General features: G+C 63.2%; 11 protein-coding genes. 5 read left to right on the forward strand and 6 right to left on the reverse strand.

The features are described 5' to 3' along the window. The first annotated feature begins 3 nt into the window (after window positions 1-3). Complete coding sequence (locus BMZ70_RS17730; RefSeq protein ID WP_092277169.1) at window positions 4-570, forward strand: NADPH-dependent FMN reductase; 567 nt, start codon at window positions 4-6, stop codon at window positions 568-570. Here the strand turns inward: BMZ70_RS17730 and BMZ70_RS17735 are convergent, their stop codons facing one another. Continuing rightward, entirely contained in the window at window positions 571-1326 is a 756-nt protein-coding gene (locus BMZ70_RS17735; protein ID WP_092277956.1) for a hypothetical protein, read from the reverse strand. A 173-nt stretch (window positions 1327-1499) separates the two neighbouring features. On the opposite strand from BMZ70_RS17735, the gene BMZ70_RS17740 reads away from it, so the two are divergent. The 3 genes from BMZ70_RS17740 (at window position 1500) to BMZ70_RS17750 (ending at window position 6368) form a co-directional block, all read left to right on the forward strand. After that, complete coding sequence (locus BMZ70_RS17740) at window positions 1500-3188, forward strand: M14 family zinc carboxypeptidase (protein ID WP_092277172.1); 1689 nt, start codon at window positions 1500-1502, stop codon at window positions 3186-3188. A gap of 81 nt (window positions 3189-3269) precedes the next feature. Next, window positions 3270-5444 carry an FUSC family protein gene (locus BMZ70_RS17745; protein ID WP_092277958.1) on the forward strand — a complete coding sequence of 725 codons (2175 nt, stop codon included), beginning with the start codon at window positions 3270-3272 and terminating at the stop codon, window positions 5442-5444. Between the two features lie 9 nt (window positions 5445-5453). Then, window positions 5454-6368 carry an EamA family transporter gene (locus BMZ70_RS17750; protein WP_092277175.1) on the forward strand — a complete coding sequence of 305 codons (915 nt, stop codon included), beginning with the start codon at window positions 5454-5456 and terminating at the stop codon, window positions 6366-6368. Between the two features lie 13 nt (window positions 6369-6381). On the opposite strand, the gene BMZ70_RS17755 is transcribed toward BMZ70_RS17750, so the two are convergent. Beyond that, on the reverse strand, window positions 6382-7800 hold the full coding sequence (locus BMZ70_RS17755) for a sensor domain-containing diguanylate cyclase (protein ID WP_092277178.1): 1419 nt from the start codon (window positions 7798-7800) through the stop codon (window positions 6382-6384). Window positions 7801-7994: 194 nt separating this feature from the next. Here BMZ70_RS17755 and BMZ70_RS17760 point away from each other — a divergent pair, with 194 nt between their 5' ends. Next, window positions 7995-8216, forward strand: a complete 222-nt coding sequence (locus tag BMZ70_RS17760; protein ID WP_092277181.1) for a hypothetical protein — start codon at window positions 7995-7997, stop codon at window positions 8214-8216. Window positions 8217-8426: 210 nt separating this feature from the next. Here the strand turns inward: BMZ70_RS17760 and BMZ70_RS17765 are convergent, their stop codons facing one another. The 4 genes from BMZ70_RS17765 to BMZ70_RS17780 form a co-directional block, all read right to left on the reverse strand. Further along, complete coding sequence (locus BMZ70_RS17765) at window positions 8427-9887, reverse strand: APC family permease (RefSeq protein WP_092277184.1); 1461 nt, start codon at window positions 9885-9887, stop codon at window positions 8427-8429. A 375-nt stretch (window positions 9888-10262) separates the two neighbouring features. Beyond that, window positions 10263-10793, reverse strand: a complete 531-nt coding sequence (locus tag BMZ70_RS17770; RefSeq protein ID WP_092277187.1) for an EF-hand domain-containing protein — start codon at window positions 10791-10793, stop codon at window positions 10263-10265. 92 nt (window positions 10794-10885) lie between these two features. Beyond that, window positions 10886-11902, reverse strand: coding sequence for a succinylglutamate desuccinylase (locus BMZ70_RS17775; RefSeq protein ID WP_092277190.1), 1017 nt, complete (start codon window positions 11900-11902; stop codon window positions 10886-10888). A 4-nt stretch (window positions 11903-11906) separates the two neighbouring features. Then, window positions 11907-16610 (reverse strand): NAD-glutamate dehydrogenase domain-containing protein, encoded by a 4704-nt coding sequence (locus tag BMZ70_RS17780; protein WP_092277193.1) that lies wholly within the window; start codon window positions 16608-16610, stop codon window positions 11907-11909. Between the last annotated feature and the right edge of the window lie 15 nt (window positions 16611-16625).

A 16625-nucleotide genomic window follows, 5' to 3' on the forward strand; every position in this document is an offset into this window, starting at 1 on the left:
GTCATGCCCGCGAAGAAAATCGCCGTTGTGATCGGCAGCTTGCGCAAGGATTCGATGAACCGGAAGTTCGCCCACGAAGTCATTGCGCTGGCGCCGCCGTCGCTGACGTTCGAGATCGTCGAGATCGGCGAGCTGGCCATCTACAACCAGGACCTGGAAGAAAACGGCGCCGTGGCGCCGCAGGCGTGGACCCAGTTCCGCCAGCGCATCAAGGACGTGGACGGCGTGCTGTTCTTTACGCCTGAATACAACCGTTCCACCCCGGCAGCACTGAAGAACGCCATCGACGTTGGGTCGCGTCCCTACGGCGCCAGCGTGTGGAGCGGCAAGCCGGCCGCCATCGTCAGCGTGTCGCCCGGTGCGACCGGCGGTTTCGGCGCTAATCATCACCTGCGCCAGTCGATGGTGTTCCTCGACATGCCGCTGCTGCAGCAGCCGGAAGCCTATATCGGCGGCGCCGCCAACCTGCTCGGCCCGGACGGCAAGATCAACAACGACGGCACCAGGCAGTTCCTCAAGAAGTTCATCGACACCTACGCCGCCTGGGTGGAAACCACCGCCAAAAAGTAATCAGCGCTTGATCGCCGTGAAGGCATAGCCGGCTGCCGTCAACGCGGCTGGCATGCCCACCTCCGCTGCGCCGCGACGCAGCGCCAGCAAGCGCGGCGCACCAGGTGCCGGCAGCAAGGCCAGGTCCGCGCCCGGGAGCCGCTGCGCCAGCGTCGCCACCTCATCCTCCCTGCAACTGACGTACACCCGATACGAGGAGCGGCTGTTGCCCAGCTCCAGCATGAAACCGGCTACGCCGCGCGTTCCCGGCGCGCCCGCCATCGCCGTCACCCGCAGCCGCGTATTTTGCTTGCGCAGTTCGAGCGTGTTCCACACCTGCATCGGATAGAGCTGCGCCGCACCAGCCTGCGCCGGCTGCCGTGCCGCTGGCTGTACGAGCTCCGCCGCACCGCCATCCTCGCGCTCGGCCACAATCACCGGCGCGCCGCTGCGCAGCGCCTGCAACGGCGCCAGTCCATCGTAGCGGCCGGCGGCGGGCGGCAGCACCAGCAGCACGTCGGCCGCCGGCCAGCCTGCCGCCGCCTCGCGGCTGTAAGCCTCGCCGTCGGCATCCACCGCCAGCACGCTCAAACCCTGGAAGCGGATCAGCGCCAGCCCCTGGCCCGCCAATTGCACCTTCCCCTGCGCCATGCCCGCCGTGCCGCCGCCCTGGCCGGGCAGTTCGATCACATAGCGCGGCCCGATCTGCGCCACGCCCCAGCGGCAAGCCAGCGCCAGCGCCGCCACCACCACCACCGCCCGCAAGCCATATCGCATGCCGCTCTCCCGGTTGATGAACACCGGTCCAGTAAAACATCTCCGCCTTCAATTTGCCTTGAGGCAACGCAGCAACCGGTCTGCGGGCGCTCAAAAAACGGGCACGATGATACAATTCTGCCGGGCTTATCCAGCTCAACCTCCCTACAACATCCCCTGAGATCCAGACGACCATGCACCCAGAGATGCCGACGCCTTACGAAAAAGGCAATCAAAACCAGACCACCACGTGGAGCGCATGCATCGCCTTCTACGAAGCACTGGCGCAGCGCTTCCCGCAGGTGCTGCGGTTTGAACAGATCGGCACCTCCGACGCCGGCATCCCGGTGCATGCCGGCGTGGTGAGCGCCGACGGCGTACACGACCGCGCGCAAATCAAGGCCGAGGGCCGCACCGTCTTCTTCAACAACAACGGCATCCACCCCGGCGAACCCGAAGGCGTGGACGCCTGCATGGCCATCGTGCGCGACCTGTGCTTCGATCCGGCCAAGCTGGCCGCGCTGGGCAAGACCGTGCTGCTGTTCGTCCCGCTGTACAACGTCGACGGCGCGCTGAACCGCGCCAACACTTCGCGCGTGAACCAGGACGGCCCGGAGCAGTTCGGCTTCCGTGGCAACAGCCGCCACCTCGACCTGAACCGCGACTTCGTCAAGTGCGATACGCTCAACGCCCGCCTGTTCAACCAGCTGCTGACCAGCTGGGATCCGGACGTGATGGTCGATACCCACACCTCCAACGGCGCCGACTATCCGTACACCATGACCCTGATCCACACGCAGGCGGACAAGCTGGGCTACGGCCTCGGTCCCTTCCTGCGCGAGACCATGCTGCCGCATATCTACAAGGAGATGGAAGCCAAGGGCTGGCCGACCTGCCCTTACGTCAACCCGGTGCAGGACACGCCGGACGACGGCATCGCCGAATTCCTCGAAGTGCCGCGCTTCTCGACCGGCTTCGCCGCCTTGCACCACGTGATCGGCTTCATGCCGGAAACGCACATGCTCAAGCCGTTCAAGGATCGCTACGATTCGATGCGCGCGTTGCTGGACGTGACGATGGCCTTCACCATCGCGCACGGCGAGCAAATCAAGCAGCTGCGCGCCGAAGCACGTGAGCAAGCCGCCAGCGCCACCGAGTGGACCGTGGCATGGAAGATGGACGAAACCAATCCGTCGACCTTCCGCTTCAAAGGCTACGAAGCGAAACGCAGCCCGTCGCTGCTGGGCGACTACCAGCGCCTGTCCTACGACCGCAGCAAGCCGTGGGAAAAGGACATCGCCTACTACAACAGCTTCGTGCCGGCAGCCACCGTGCGCGCGCCGAAAGGCTACATCGTGCCGCAAGCGTGGCGCGAAGCCATCGAACGCCTGCAGTGGAACGGCGTCGACATGGCCCGCTTCGACGAAGCCTCCACCGTGGAAGCACAGTACTACCATATCGCTTCCGTGACCTCGCGCCCGACCGCCTACGAAGGCCATATGTACCACGACGAGGTGCAGCTGGAAGCGCGCACCGGCAGCTTCACCGTGCAGCCGGGCGACTACTTCATCCCGCTCAAGCAGGCCAACGCCCGCTACGCCGTCGAAACGCTGGAACCGCAAGGCCACGACTCCTTCTTCCGCTGGGGCTTCTTCAACAGCGTGCTGGAGAAAAAAGAGAACTTCTCGGATTACGTGTTTGAAGACCTGGCGCTGGAGATGCTGCAAACCGAGCCTGAACTGAAAGCGAAGTTCGAAGCATGGAAGGCCGCCAATCCGGCGCTGCTGTCGAACCAGGAGGCGGTGCTCGGTTTCATCTTCGCCAACGGCAAGCGCCACGAAGAACCTGAATGGCGCCGCTACCCGGTGCTGTCTGTCTTCTAAAAGTTAGTCCCTCGCGTTACTCAACATGCGCACCGTGGCGATCCTGCGGTGCGCATGCAAGCTGCCCACAAGGCCATAGCCATGCATTACGCACTCAATCTGCGCACCTTCTTCTATAGCCATTACTTTTATCTTGGCTTGCGTTTCGCCGCCGGCCTGGTGGGCGTGACGCTGATTACCCTTCAATTTGCCGACATGGCCATCGCCATGACGGTGTGCATCGGCGCGCTCTGCACCGCGCTGATGGACATGCCCAGCCCACTGCGCCACAAGTTCAACGAGATGAGCGCCTCGGTGCTGCTGTGCAGCGCCGTCACGCTGCTGATCAGCCTATGCGCGCCGTATCACTGGCTGCTCATGACCATGCTGGTGCTGATCAGCTTCGGCGCCTGCATGATGGTGGTCTACGGCCGCAAGTCCATGCCGCTGCAACTGGCCACGCTGTTCATCATGACCATGTCGATGGAACATTCGATGACGGCGTACGAGTCCTTCATCCATACCGGCTTGTTCACGCTGGGTGCGGTGGCATATCTCGCGTATGCGATGGGCATTTCGTGGATACTGCGCCACCGCATCAAGCAGCAGGTGCTGGCGGAAGCGCTGTTCGAGCTGGCCGCCTACATCGACATCAAGGCCGACTTCTACGACACGCGCTACAACCTCACCGAACAATTCAATAAGCTGATCCGCCATCAAAGCCAGCTGGCCGATCGCCAGCAAGCTTCACGCGATTTGATCCTGCGTTCGCATAACAACGCCAAGGACGCGATCGTGGTGCAGGTCCACGTCTGCATGCTGGATTTGTATGAGCTGATCCTGTCCACTCACACCGACTACGCGCAACTGCGTGTGCACCTGGCCGATTCGCCGGTGCTGAAAACGCTGCACGACCTGGCCTACAAGGCGGCGCGCGATATCGAATCGGTGGCCTACGACGTCACGCGCAAGAAGGCCTCCTACCCCGAGATTACCTACGAGCCGGAGCTGGACGCCATCGAAGCCGAACTGGCCGCGATCCAGCAGCGCATCGAAGAAGGCAAGCCGCAGCAGGAAGCGCTGGCCGTACTGCGCGCGCAACGCAACAAGATCCGCGCCATCATCAAAATGATCGGCGAGCTGCATCAGGCCAGCCAGAAGGCCTACGACAGCACGCCGTTCTGGGCCGACGCCGACATGGGGCCGTTCCTGTCGCAGCAGAAGTACGAGTTGCGCATGGTGCTGTCGCACCTGCGCATGGATTCGCCGATCTTCCGCTTTGCGCTGCGGGTGGCGATGGCGATCTCGGTCGGCCTGCTGATCGGCGCGTGGCTGCCGTACGCGGCGCACAGCTACTGGATCGTGCTGACCATCGTGATTATCCTGAAGCCGTCGTTCAGCATGACCAAGCAGCGCCGGCGCGACCGCATCGTCGGCACTGTGATCGGCTGCGTCATCACGGCGCTGATCCTCAAGTTCCTCAACTACCCGTCCGTCATCCTCGGCGCGCTGGTGCTGTCGACCGTGGCCATGCCGACCTTCGTCTACCTGCGCTACCGTTATGCAGCGGTGGCAGTCAGCGTGATGATTCTGCTGCAGATGTATCTGATCGCACCGGGCAACGAAAACCTCATCATGGAACGGCTGATCGACACCATCGTCGGCGCGGCGGTGGCGACCGCGTTCAGCTTCGTGCTGGCGAACTGGGAATACCAGACCTTGCCGCGCCTGGTGCGCGGCGTGCTGGATGTGAACCTGCGCTACATGCAGGCCAGCTTCGATCTGCTGCAAGGCAAAGGCAAGGACGATTTCGCCTACCGCATCGAACGCAAACGCCTGATGGATTCACTGGCCGCGCTCAGCTCCGCGCTGATGCGTATGCTCGACGAGCCGGCCAGCAAGCAGCGCGCGGTGGAGGACATCAACCTGTTCATCGTGCAGAACTACCTGCTGATGGCACACGTGGCGGCGCTGCGCGCCATCCTGCGGCGCCATGTGAAGGAACTGCCGGCAGCGCAGGTGAATGCCATGCTGGCCGAGAGTCACGATCAAGTAGTGCAAATCCTCGAACACGCGCTCGATCCGCATGCGGCCGAAGCGGGCGAGGATGCGCTGATGTCGGCGTCCACCTTGAACGCGCAGGCAGCTGCGGCGGCAGCGGCGGCGCAAGTGCCTTGGTCGGGCTGGCCGCTGGTCCAACGCCGCATCCGCCTGCTGCAAGCGGACGCCGTGAAGATTATCGTCCACAGCGAAGCAATCCTGCGCGACGTAAGCTAAGATAGGACGATGAACTCATCGTCCTCCTTTTCCACGCGTGACCTGCTCTCCGCCCTGCTGGTCGTCATCATCTGGGGCACCAACTTCGTCGCCATGAAAGTCGGCCTGCAAAGCCTGACGCCGTTCCAGATGGGTGCGGCGCGCTATGTGTTTGCCATCCTGCCGCTGATCCTGTTCGTCAAGCCGCCCAAGCTGGCGCCGAAATGGGTGATTGCGTATGGCCTGAGCCAGGGCGTGGGCCAGTTCGGCCTGTTGTTCCTGTCGCTGAAAGTCGGCATGTCCGCCTCGCTGGCCTCCGTCATCCTGCAGACGCAGGTCTTCTTCACCGCCATTTTCGGCTTCATGCTGTTGAAGGAGCACACCAGCCGCGCGCTGCTGGCCGGCCTGTCGCTGGCGGCGGTGGGCCTGCTGTGCTTCGGCGTGAGCTCGCTGCAGGCGGCGCATTCGGCCGACATCACGCCTGCCGGCTTTGCGCTATGCCTGGCCGGCGCCGCCATGTGGGCCGTGTCGAACATCGTGGTGCGGCGCGCGCAGAAGGCGACCCCGGAATTCGACGTGATCAGCTTTATCGTGTGGTGCGGCGCGGTGCCGATTATTCCGTTCGTGCTGCTGTCATTGGCGTTTGACGATCCTGCCACGCGCTGGCAGTGGGTCGACGCGCCGTTCGCCGCGTGGATTGCGGTGGCCTACATCGGCTGGATGTCCACCATCGTCGGCTACGCGATGTGGACTCGGCTGCTGAAGCGCCACCCGGTCAACCGTGTGGCGCCGTTCAGCCTTGGCGTGCCGGTGATCGGCATTACTTCGGGCATGGTGGCACTGGGTGACATCATCACCGGCTGGCAATGGGCCGGCATCGCGCTGATCGTCGCTGCGCTGGTGTGCACCATGTTCGGCGGCCGCTGGCTAGACCGCAAAGCTTAATTAGAACAGCGAATCAGGCCGCGAAGCAGACGCGGTTGCGGCCAGTCTCCTTGGCGCGGTACAGCAGCGCATCGGCCTTTTGCAGCATGGCTTCCGCCGTGCCGGCCGCGAGATCGGCGTAGACGCCCATGCTCATCGTGACCTTCAACTCCGGGTGCACCTGGTGCCACGGGAAGGACTCGATAATCCCGCGCAGCTTGTCGCACAGCGCGGCCGCTTGCGGCAGCTCGGTCTCCGGGAAGGCGATCACGAATTCCTCGCCGCCGTAGCGCGCCACCAGATCGCTCAGGCGCATATGGCTGCGCAGGATCTCGCCGACCTGGCGCAGCACCGCGTCGCCGGTGGCGTGCGAGAAGTTGTCGTTGATCTTCTTGAAGAAATCGATATCGCCGATCACCATCGCCAGCGGGCGTTTATGGCGCACCGCGTGGCTGAACAGGGTGGAAGCCTGCTCGTCGAAATGGCGGCGGTTGTGCAGCTTGGTCAGCGCGTCGCGCACACTGAGTTCGCGCATCTGCTCCGCTTGCAGCAGGATGGTCTGGTGCGACTCCTGCAGCTCCTGATGCGAGCGCGCCAGCTTTTCGCTCATGTCGTTGAAGGCGGCGGCCAGTTCGGCCACTTCGTCCTTGCCCTCGACCGGCACGCGCTGCAGCAGCGAGCCGCCGTGCATGGCGCGCACCGCCTTGGTCAGGTGGCCCAGCGTGCGGCCAAGGCCTCGGCTCAGCAGCAGGCCAAGCGCCACGGCCAGCACCGCCGCGCCGCTGACGCCGAACCACAGCGCATCGCGCATGGCATCTAGATATTGCAGTTCCTGCTTGCTCGGCGTGATGACGCCCTCCGGTGAAACGTAAGCCACCGTGCGGCCATCGACGGTGACCGCACGCGCATCCTTGCGCGCCGCTTCCGGCAGCGCTTCGCCATGACGATAGACGCCGCCCCCCAGCACCACCTTGAAATCCTGGTCGGCCAGGATGAAGCGGTACGGCGGCTCGCCACGACGGCCGCCGCGTGGACGGCGTTCGCCCTCGCCCTGCGGCGGGCCGCGTCCCTCCTCACCCGGACCGCGCTCTTCGCCCTGCGGGCCACGGTCGTCCCTCGGCGGGCGGCGCTCGTCTCCCTGCGGGCCATGATCGCCTTCCGGCGGCGGTGGACGGCGGTCCTCGCCTTGCGCGCCGTCCGACAACGGCGGCGGGCCGGAACGCTCGCGCGACTGCATGAATTCGTCGAAACCTTCCTTGCCGGGGCTGGCCTGCCAGCTGCCGTACTTTTGCAGATAGGCGGTGGCGGTCGAGTAGAAATGTTCCATCGCCTGCTCGCGCCGGATCAGATCCACTTTGCGGGTCATGCCGGTGTAGGCCAGGCCGCCCACCACCGCGACCGCCGCCAATCCGGTCAACAACAAAGCCAGCATGAATTTTGTGCGCAATGACATTCCAACCTCGTCAAATTATTGCAAATTGGACAGGAATGATACCTGAATTTCGCTGCTGCACGGCAATGCTATTTCATAGGAGAAAAGCAGAGTTATACAGATAACTTATGGCTCGTATCACAAATCAAAAGTTTATTTATTACTGAACTGGGCGCATACTGCAACGCATCAAACGAATATTTATGGAGCTTCACATGAGCGCAACGACTTACAACACCTTTGCTGAGACTGGCTACTTCGCCAATATTGCCACCGCCGCGCGTCAACTGTTCGCCGCCGTGTTCGCTGTACAGCCGGTTGTATCGCAGCGCAACAAAGAAGAAACCATCTGGTGGCTCAACCGTCTGGCGCAGGATAGCGAACTGCACTCGCCGAACCTGGCTGCCGAACTGCGCTACTTCGCTTCCCGCGGTTAATCGAATCTACTTTTAGGAGAATACTATGCTGACCATCATCGAAAACCTGCCTGCTGCAATCGCCCTGTCCGGCCTGGTGCTGCGCCTCTACCTGGGCGGCAAACCAGAGAACAAAGCAGAGTAAGCTGCAAAGTTACTGAGCAAAATGGCAAAAAGCCCCCGTCAGCCTGAACGCGCTCAAGATCGCGCTCAGTGCAGACGGGGGCTTTTTTAGTTGAGGCGGGAGTTTCTCATCCCGTAGAGGAAGTAGGTCAGGATCGCCGCGCTCATCCAGATCACGAACACGGTGTAGGTCGTCATCGACAAACCGAACATCAGATATAAGCAAGCCGCAATACTCAGGCCCGGCACGAAGTACGGGCCGCCCGGCACGCGGAAGCCCTTCACCGCCGACACGCCTTCCTTGTGGCGCATCACCGGCACCGCCAACGACACCACGATGAACGCCGTCAGCGTGCCCATGCTGACCATGTCCCACAGGAAGGTCGCGTCCACGAAGCCAGCCACCAAGCCCACTACGATGCACACGATCAGCGTGTTGCGCACCGGCGAACCGGTACGCTCGCTGACCTTGCGGAAGGCCGGCGAAATCAGGCCATCCTTGGAGATTGCGTACAGGATGCGGGTCTGGCCGTAGATGGTCACCAGCGTCACCGAGAACACCGAGATCACGGCGCCCGCCGCCAGCACCAGCGCCGGCCACTTCTGGCCGGTGACGTTTTGCAGGATTACGGCCAGGCCGGCTTCCTGGCCGGCGAACTTGGCCGCCGGCTGCGCGCCCATCGCGGCCACTGCCACCAGCATGTAGAACAGCGTCACGATACCGAGCGCGGCCAGAATGCCAATAGGCACGTTGCGAGTCGGGTTGCGCACTTCCTCGCCAGCGGTAGCCACGGTGTCCAGGCCGATGAAGGAGAAGAACACGGTGGCGGCAGCGGCCGTCACGCCGGCCATGCCGGTGAAGTGGGTGCCGCCGTCCGGGCTGAAGAACGGGTGGAAGTTGTTGATGTCAAAACCGCTGAAGGCGATCACCACGAAGAAGATCAGGATAGCCAGCTTGACCAGCACCATGATGGCGTTGGTGGTGGCCGATTCCTTGGCGCCGCGAATCAGCAACAGGCAGCACAGGCAGACCAGGATGATCGGCGGCAGGTTGATGTGGCCGCCGTGGATCTCGATACCGTGCGCGGTCGAGACGATCATCGGTGTACGCAGCAACTCGGGGATGTGCCAGCCGAAAGCGTTGTTGAGGAAGTTGTTCAGATAGTCCGACCAGCCGATCGCGGTGGCGCTGGCGGCCAAACCGTACTCGAGCAGCAGACAGGCGGCCATGATGAAGGCCAGGAACTCGCCAACGGTGGCGTAGGCAAACGAATACGAGGAACCGGACGCGGGAATGCGGAACGACAATTCGGCGTAGCACAGCGCGGTTAAACCGGCAGTGATGGCGGCGATCAGGAACGACAGGATCACGGACGGGCCGGCTTTGGGTACGGCTTCAACCATCGTGAAGAAGATGCCGGTGCCGATGGTGGCGCCAACGCCAATCATTGTCAGGGGGAACAGGCCGATGGAGCGGTGCAGGCCGTTACTGCTGCTTGAAGCTTGTTCGGTGTTTTTATTGTCGACCGGCTTGGTACGGGTCAGTTTCTGGACCAGCGTTTGGTTCACAGGCAATTCCTTGTGGGAGTGTATGTTCGGGCAAAAACACAGCGATTATAGGGCCTTCCGCGCCCGTCACCCTAAAGGTATTTTGTGCCAGAAATGCAACCCCGTTACATGTGCTTACTTTTGATACAGCGCCATGTATAGATTGGAAACCCGCCGCAGGTTACTCTTGATGCAAGTGTTGTCAAAAGCCAAGAAGGAGCCCAGCCATGCCGATCAAAAAAATCCCCACTGTCTCGCGCCGCATCCATCCGGCAGCTCTCACTGGCGCCGCCATGATGCTGGTAGGCCTGGCCGTCACCCTGACCGCGCTGATCGTTCGCGGCTAATTCTGTTTTGTTTTGATAGCGGCAGCGCGACGCTGCCGCTTTGTCATTCTCAGGCGAGTTCGTTGACGTTGTTGCCGAGGCTGGCGGCGCTGCTGGTGCTGCCAGAAGCGGCGGATTTGGCGGCTTGGGCCATGTCGTAGACCAGTTGTTCTTGCTGCGTTACGGTGCCGTCTTCGTTTTTGTCGGCCGCTTCGTAGGTTTTGGTGGAGCTGCTCGAACTGACCGAGCTGGCGCCGCCGCTGGCGCCTTGTGGTGCGCCACCGCCCTGCGGGCCGCCGGCGCCGCCTTGTGGACGTGGCGGTTTGAAGTCGCCGCTCTTGATCGCCGACTCCAGGTCATCCTTGGTGATCGATCCCGTGCCTTCCTTGTCGATCGCTTCGTACTGCTTGGTCGCGTCTTCGCTCGAGACGCCTTTGGATTCCAGGCCTTTCACGAATTCGTCTTTGGTCACCGAACCGTCGGTGTCGGTATCCATGTCGCTGAAGACTTTGGACGCGAGGCGCGCTGCGCCTTTCGCTGGATCGAAGGTGGTGGCGCTGGTGGCGGTGCTGCTGGACAGGCTGCTGATTGCTGAGGTCATGGCTCTTACTCCGTAGTTAAGGACAATGCTGCTCCTGTTAACGAACTAATCCATGTATCTATGACCCCACCAAGTGTAAAGCGAGGTAAAGATCAGCCGACGCGCACCACCATCAAGCCCGCACGCAGGCCAACGCGCACATCGGGATTGGGAAACACCACCAGCTCTTCCGGGAACTGCACGGTGTAAATCGTATCGCCATCACGCGCAATCTCTTCACCTTGTTTCATGGCGGTGAAGTTGTGCGTCTCTTTGCCGAACGCCATTTTGAACTGGTCGCTCAACTTGATGATCTGGCGCGCGGTATTGAAGATATGCGGACGCTGCGCACCTTCGCGCTTCGGTGCACCGCGCAGCAAATCATCCAGCGCTTGCGATGCGTCCTTGAACTGCGCCAGGTCGTTCTGCCCCAGCGTGCCGATGCGGCCCAATTCTATCGTGGTCCCCGCCGCCGCATGATGCTCGGACGAGTAGTAGCTGTACGTCCCCACGGACGCAGGATTCATGATGATGGCGCCGATGCCTGCAAGGCCAAGCCAATCAATCAACGCACCGCGCGCCGCATCGGGAATCAGCTCAGGCACGATGGCGAAGGTCGGGTACACCGATGGACGGATGGCCGTGTGCAGGTCGAGGTGCCAGCGCACCGGACCTGCATCCTTGAAGAACGCGGTGGTGGCCGCGATCATCACATCGGCGCGCGCGGCTTCCACCGTGCCCTCCAGCGTACCGCGCTGCTCACGGAACATGCGGTTCAGGTCTGCATCGATGAAACGCTTGCCGGCGCGGATAGCGCTGATGCTGCCGACGCAGAGCATCAGGTCGACCGCCAGCGCGGAAGGCTGATGCGACAGGGCGTCCAGCAAATACGCCACGACTTCGATCGGCCCGGTCTCATCGCCATGCACGCCGACGGAGATCAGCACCGCTGGCCGCGCGGCGTCGCGCACGCCGCCAGCAACCTTGATCGTGATGATGCCGTCCGCCGGCTCGGCGACCGTGAAGCCGGCCGCCGTGAAGCGCTGCGCGACGGCGCTGAAATCCGCCTCCGCGAGGGCGCGGACCGCCGGCGGCAACTGCTCCGGCAATGCTGCTGGTGAATCAGTCATCGTGTTACGCCGCCAACGCCGTGGTGCTGGCGTTGACCGCCTCCGACAAGGCCCACACATCCAGCATGGCTTGCTCGAGATCCGTCGCCGCCGCGTAGCCCGACAAACCCAGCGTGTTGGCGACGACTTCCACCGCCTCCGCCGCCGTGTGATCGCCGGTGGCCTGCTTCAGCACCTGCGACAGCAAGCGTTGCTGCGTGCGGCGCAGCGCGTTCTGCGCATAGCTGCGCAGCTGTTCCTGCGAACGGCTGACCGCCGGCAGTTTCAGGCCGCGCTCCAGCGTATCGATGCCGACTTGTGCGCGCAGCGCCAGGCCGACTTGCAGGAAGGCCGGCAAGTCCATGCCAGCAGGACGCTGCACCGACAGCGCCGCAAACACAAACGCCGCCACGGATTCAATCGCATTGACCGCTTTCCATGCACGCACAAACTCGGCGCGCAGGCCGGCGGTCAGCTCGGCATCCGACTGGCCGTCGCCGGCCGACAGTTGCGCCAGCGTTTCGGCCTTGCCGAACAACGCGGTCAACTCGGCCACGCCGTTGCGCAGCTGGTCGGCAGGCACCGACAACGCACCTTCAATCACAGCCTTTTGCAGCACGCGGGTTTGCGCATCGACCTTGATCGACACGGCACGCGGCACCTTCAGCGCATCCGCATCCAGCGCGTTGAACACCGGCGCCAGGTTCAGCGCGGACCATGCCTGGCCCCACGCCAGGATCACATCGGCTTCATCGACACCATGTTCGCCCGCCAGCTGGCGCAGCATCAGCGGACCGCAGCGGTTCACCGATTCATTGGCCAGCACGGTGGCGAGGATGGCGTTGGCCAGCGGGTGCGCCAGCGCTGGACGGGTTGCCACCAGCAGGTCCGGGAAGTACGGCTTGAGCACCGACTCGGCCCAGCTGTTGTCCGTCAGCGGCAGCGCCGACAGGATGCGCTTGTAGCGGTTCTTCACGTTGGCGATGACCACCGCCAGCTCCGGCGTGGTCAGGCCACGGCCGTCGGCCTTGCGGCGTGCCAGTTCAGCCACCGATGGCAGCTGTTCCAGTTCACGCGACAGCGCGCCCTCTTCTTCCAGCGATGCGATCAGCGCGGCATAGCCATCCTGCACGGCAGCGTCGGTTTGCGCTTGCAGTTCGCGCACCAGCAACTGGGTTTGCAGCGTGTTGTCGCGCAAGACCAGGCGTTCGATATCCTGCGTCATGTCGTTCAGGATACGGTTACGGTCTGCTTCGCTCAACTGGCCGGCGTTCATTTCCACGTCCAGCCACATCTTCGCGTTCACCTCGTGGTCCGAGCAATCCACGCCGGCCGAGTTGTCGATCGCATCGGTGAAGATGCGGCCGCCCGACAGCGCGAATTCGATACGGCCCGCTTGCGTCGCGCCGAGGTTACCGCCTTCGGACACCACTTTGCAGCGCAGTTCATTGCCGTTGACGCGGATATTGTCGTTGGCGCGATCCTTGACCTGCGCGTGGGTTTCGGTGGAAGCCTTGATGTAGGTGCCGATACCGCCGTTGTAGAACAGGTCCACCGGCGCCAGCAGGATGCGGTGCATCAGCTCTTCCGGCGCCAGCGAGGTTTCCTCGATATCCAGCACGGCGCGAATCTCAGGCGACAACTCGATCGAACGCGCGGTACGCGGGAACACGCCGCCGCCTTTCGAGATCAGTTCCTTGTTGTAGTCGTCCCACGAGGAGCGCGGCAACGCGAACATCCGCTCGCGTTCCTTGAACGAGGCTTCCATGTCCGGATTCGGATCGAGGAAGATATGGCGGTGGTCGAACGCCGCCACAATCTTCAGTTTGCGCGACAACAGCGCGCCGTTGCCGAACACGTCGCCCGACATGTCGCCCACGCCCACCATCGTTACTGGCGTTGCATGGATATCGTGATCCATTTCGTAGAAGTGGCGCTTGACCGCTTCGAACGCGCCCTTGGCGGTGATACCCATCTTCTTGTGGTCGTAGCCGTTGGAGCCGCCCGATGCAAACGCGTCGCCCAGCCAGAAACCGCGCTGCACGGCGATGCCGTTGGCGATGTCGGAGAAGGTCGCGGTACCTTTGTCGGCCGCCACCACCAGATACGGGTCGTTGCCGTCGTAGCAAACGGTGTCGGTCGGCGAAACGATCTTGCCCAGCACGCGGTTATCAGTCACCTCCAGCAGGCTGGAAATGAACAGGCGATACACTGCCTCGCCTTCCGCCGCGATGGTTTCGCGCACGGCGTCTTTCGGCATCTGCTTGCAAACGAAGCCGCCCTTGGCGCCGGCCGGCACGATGACGGCGTTCTTCACCATCTGCGCTTTCACCAGGCCGAGAACTTCGGTGCGGTAGTCTTCCATGCGGTCCGACCAGCGCAGGCCACCACGAGCGACAGGGCCGCCGCGCAGGTGCACGCCTTCGAAGCGGCGCGAGAACACGAAGATCTCGCGGAACGGACGTGGCTCCGGCACCAGCGACAGGTTGCTGGTGTCGAACTTGAAGATGATCTTGTCGCCCTTCTGCGCGTTCTGGAAGTAGTTGGTGCGCAGGGTGGCGCCGATCAGCGTGGCCATCGCGCCCAGCACTTCTTCGCTGTCGGCGTGGTTGATGGCCGGCAGGCGGCTCTTGATATCGGCCAGCTTGTCCAGCGCCGCAGCGCGGGTAGCTTCAGGCAGCGCTGGATTGAAGCGCTGCAGGAACACGTCCACCAGTTCTTTCACGATCACCGGTTGCTTGCGCAGCGTCTCCGCCATGTAGCGCACCGAGAAGCGTGGGCTGGCCTGGCGCCAGTAGCTCATGTAGGCACGCACCAGCTGCACTTCGCGCACACTGAGGCCGCCTTCGACCACCAGGCCGTTCAGGCGGCCGTCTTCCGCTTCATCGTTGAACAGGGCGGCGAACAGCTCTTCCGCCACCGGCACGATTTCCGATTTCGCCAGCTTGGCGGCGCTGGCGGCGTCCACCGACAGGCTGGTGACGAAGTGGCGCTCACCATTCACGCGCAGCGAGTGCGCATGTTCGCGGTCGATGGCCACGCCGGCGTTATGCAGCGCAGGCAGGATGGTCGACAGCGATGGCACGCGGTCGACCGAGTACAGCCGAATGGTGGTGTGGCCATTGTCCACTTCCACACGCACGCTGACGCGCGACGGATCCGGGTTGCGCAGGATGGCGCCCAGGTCGTGGAAAGCGGCGGACGGCGTGGTCGCGGCAACATAATCCGGCGGCAGCGTGGCGCACATCTTGCGCATGCTGGCGCGCAGCGGCACGTCGGCCACGGCATCGGCCAGCACGGAGAACTGGTCATGCCAGCCGTCCATCACTGACAGCAGCGGTTGCTGGATATCGGTTTCCAGATCCAGCGGGTAGCGCGCGCCATGCGCGATCAGGTAGACGCGGGCCAGCGGACCGTCGGCCACCAGCGTTTGCGAGCTGACGTGCTGCGCGCCGGAGCTGGCTTGCAGCGCCTTCGCCAACGCCGAGGCGACGCTTGCGCTGTAACGCTCACGCGGCAGGTAAACCAGTACGTTCAGGTGACGCGCATACACGTCGCGGCGGGCGAACACTTTGGCGCGCGGCTGCTTGTACAGCGACACCACGGCGCCGCACACTTCGGCCAGCCATTCAGGTTCCGCTTCCAGCGCCTCGGTGCGCGGCAGCGATTCGAGGATCTCGACGAACTTCTCGGCGCGGAAGCCTTCCTGGCGCACGCCGGCGATGCTCAGCACCTTGGCCACGCGGCCGCGCGCGAACGGCAGGCGGTTCAGCGGGGTCGAGGTGGCGGCGCGGGTGAACAGGCCCACGAAGCAGTATTCGCCGAGGATGGCGCCCTGTGCGTCGGTGTGGCGGATGCCGATGAAGTCCAGCTGTGCGTCGCGGTGCAGCGTGCCTTCCACGTCGGCTTTGACGATAGAGAGCGTGTGGCCTCGCTTGGACAGCGTATCGAAATCGCCAGGGATGTTGGCGAGGCAGGTGCCGTACACCGGATGCGAGGTATCCTGCAGCACGCCGATGCGGCTAGGGATATCGCGCTCCAGTTCACGCACGCCCGGTTTGACTTGGTAGTAGGCGTAGCCGAACGGTTCGAAGCCGTCGGTCTTGGCCCATTCGAGGAAGGCTGCTACTTCCTTGCCTTCTTCATTGTGCGATGCCGCTTCGGCGCCGATGCGGCTGAAGTGCTCGCGCATGGCGGCGATGTCGCGGCGGACCACGGCGGCGTCGCGCGACACCATCACGATGCGTTCCACCAGCATGCCGATTTCGGCTTCCGGCAGGTCTTCGGACAACAGCACCAACACGTAGGATTCCAGCTTGTCGCCGGCGTTGCCGACCGCGGTGACTGCGCCGTCGGCCTTGCGCGCCACCGGCAGCACGGCATTCAGCACGCCGTTGGCGGTAACGCGCAGTTTGCGCATCGCCATTACGATGGAATCCACCAGATACGGCATGTCGTCGTTGAGGATCAACAGCGCGGTGGCCTTGCCGCCACGGCCGTCGTCATAACGCAGCTTGGCGATTTGCGCGCCGCTGCCGGTGCGCTTGGAAGCTTGAGTAAAACCGTCCCACAAAACCGGCGCCAGACTATCGGGCGCGGTGCCCGCCAGGTCTTCATCATCGAGAGACCCGAGCCACGCGCTGATCAGCGCGGCGACTTCGGTGGCGGGCTTGTTTGCATTAACCAGATCCAGCGTTTGCTTACGCAGGTCTTGTGGCGTTTGTTTCATCGTTGCTTCTCCAAA

The sequence above is a fragment of the Duganella sp. CF402 genome (assembly GCF_900109645.1).
Classification (GTDB): Bacteria; Pseudomonadota; Gammaproteobacteria; order Burkholderiales; family Burkholderiaceae_D; genus Rugamonas.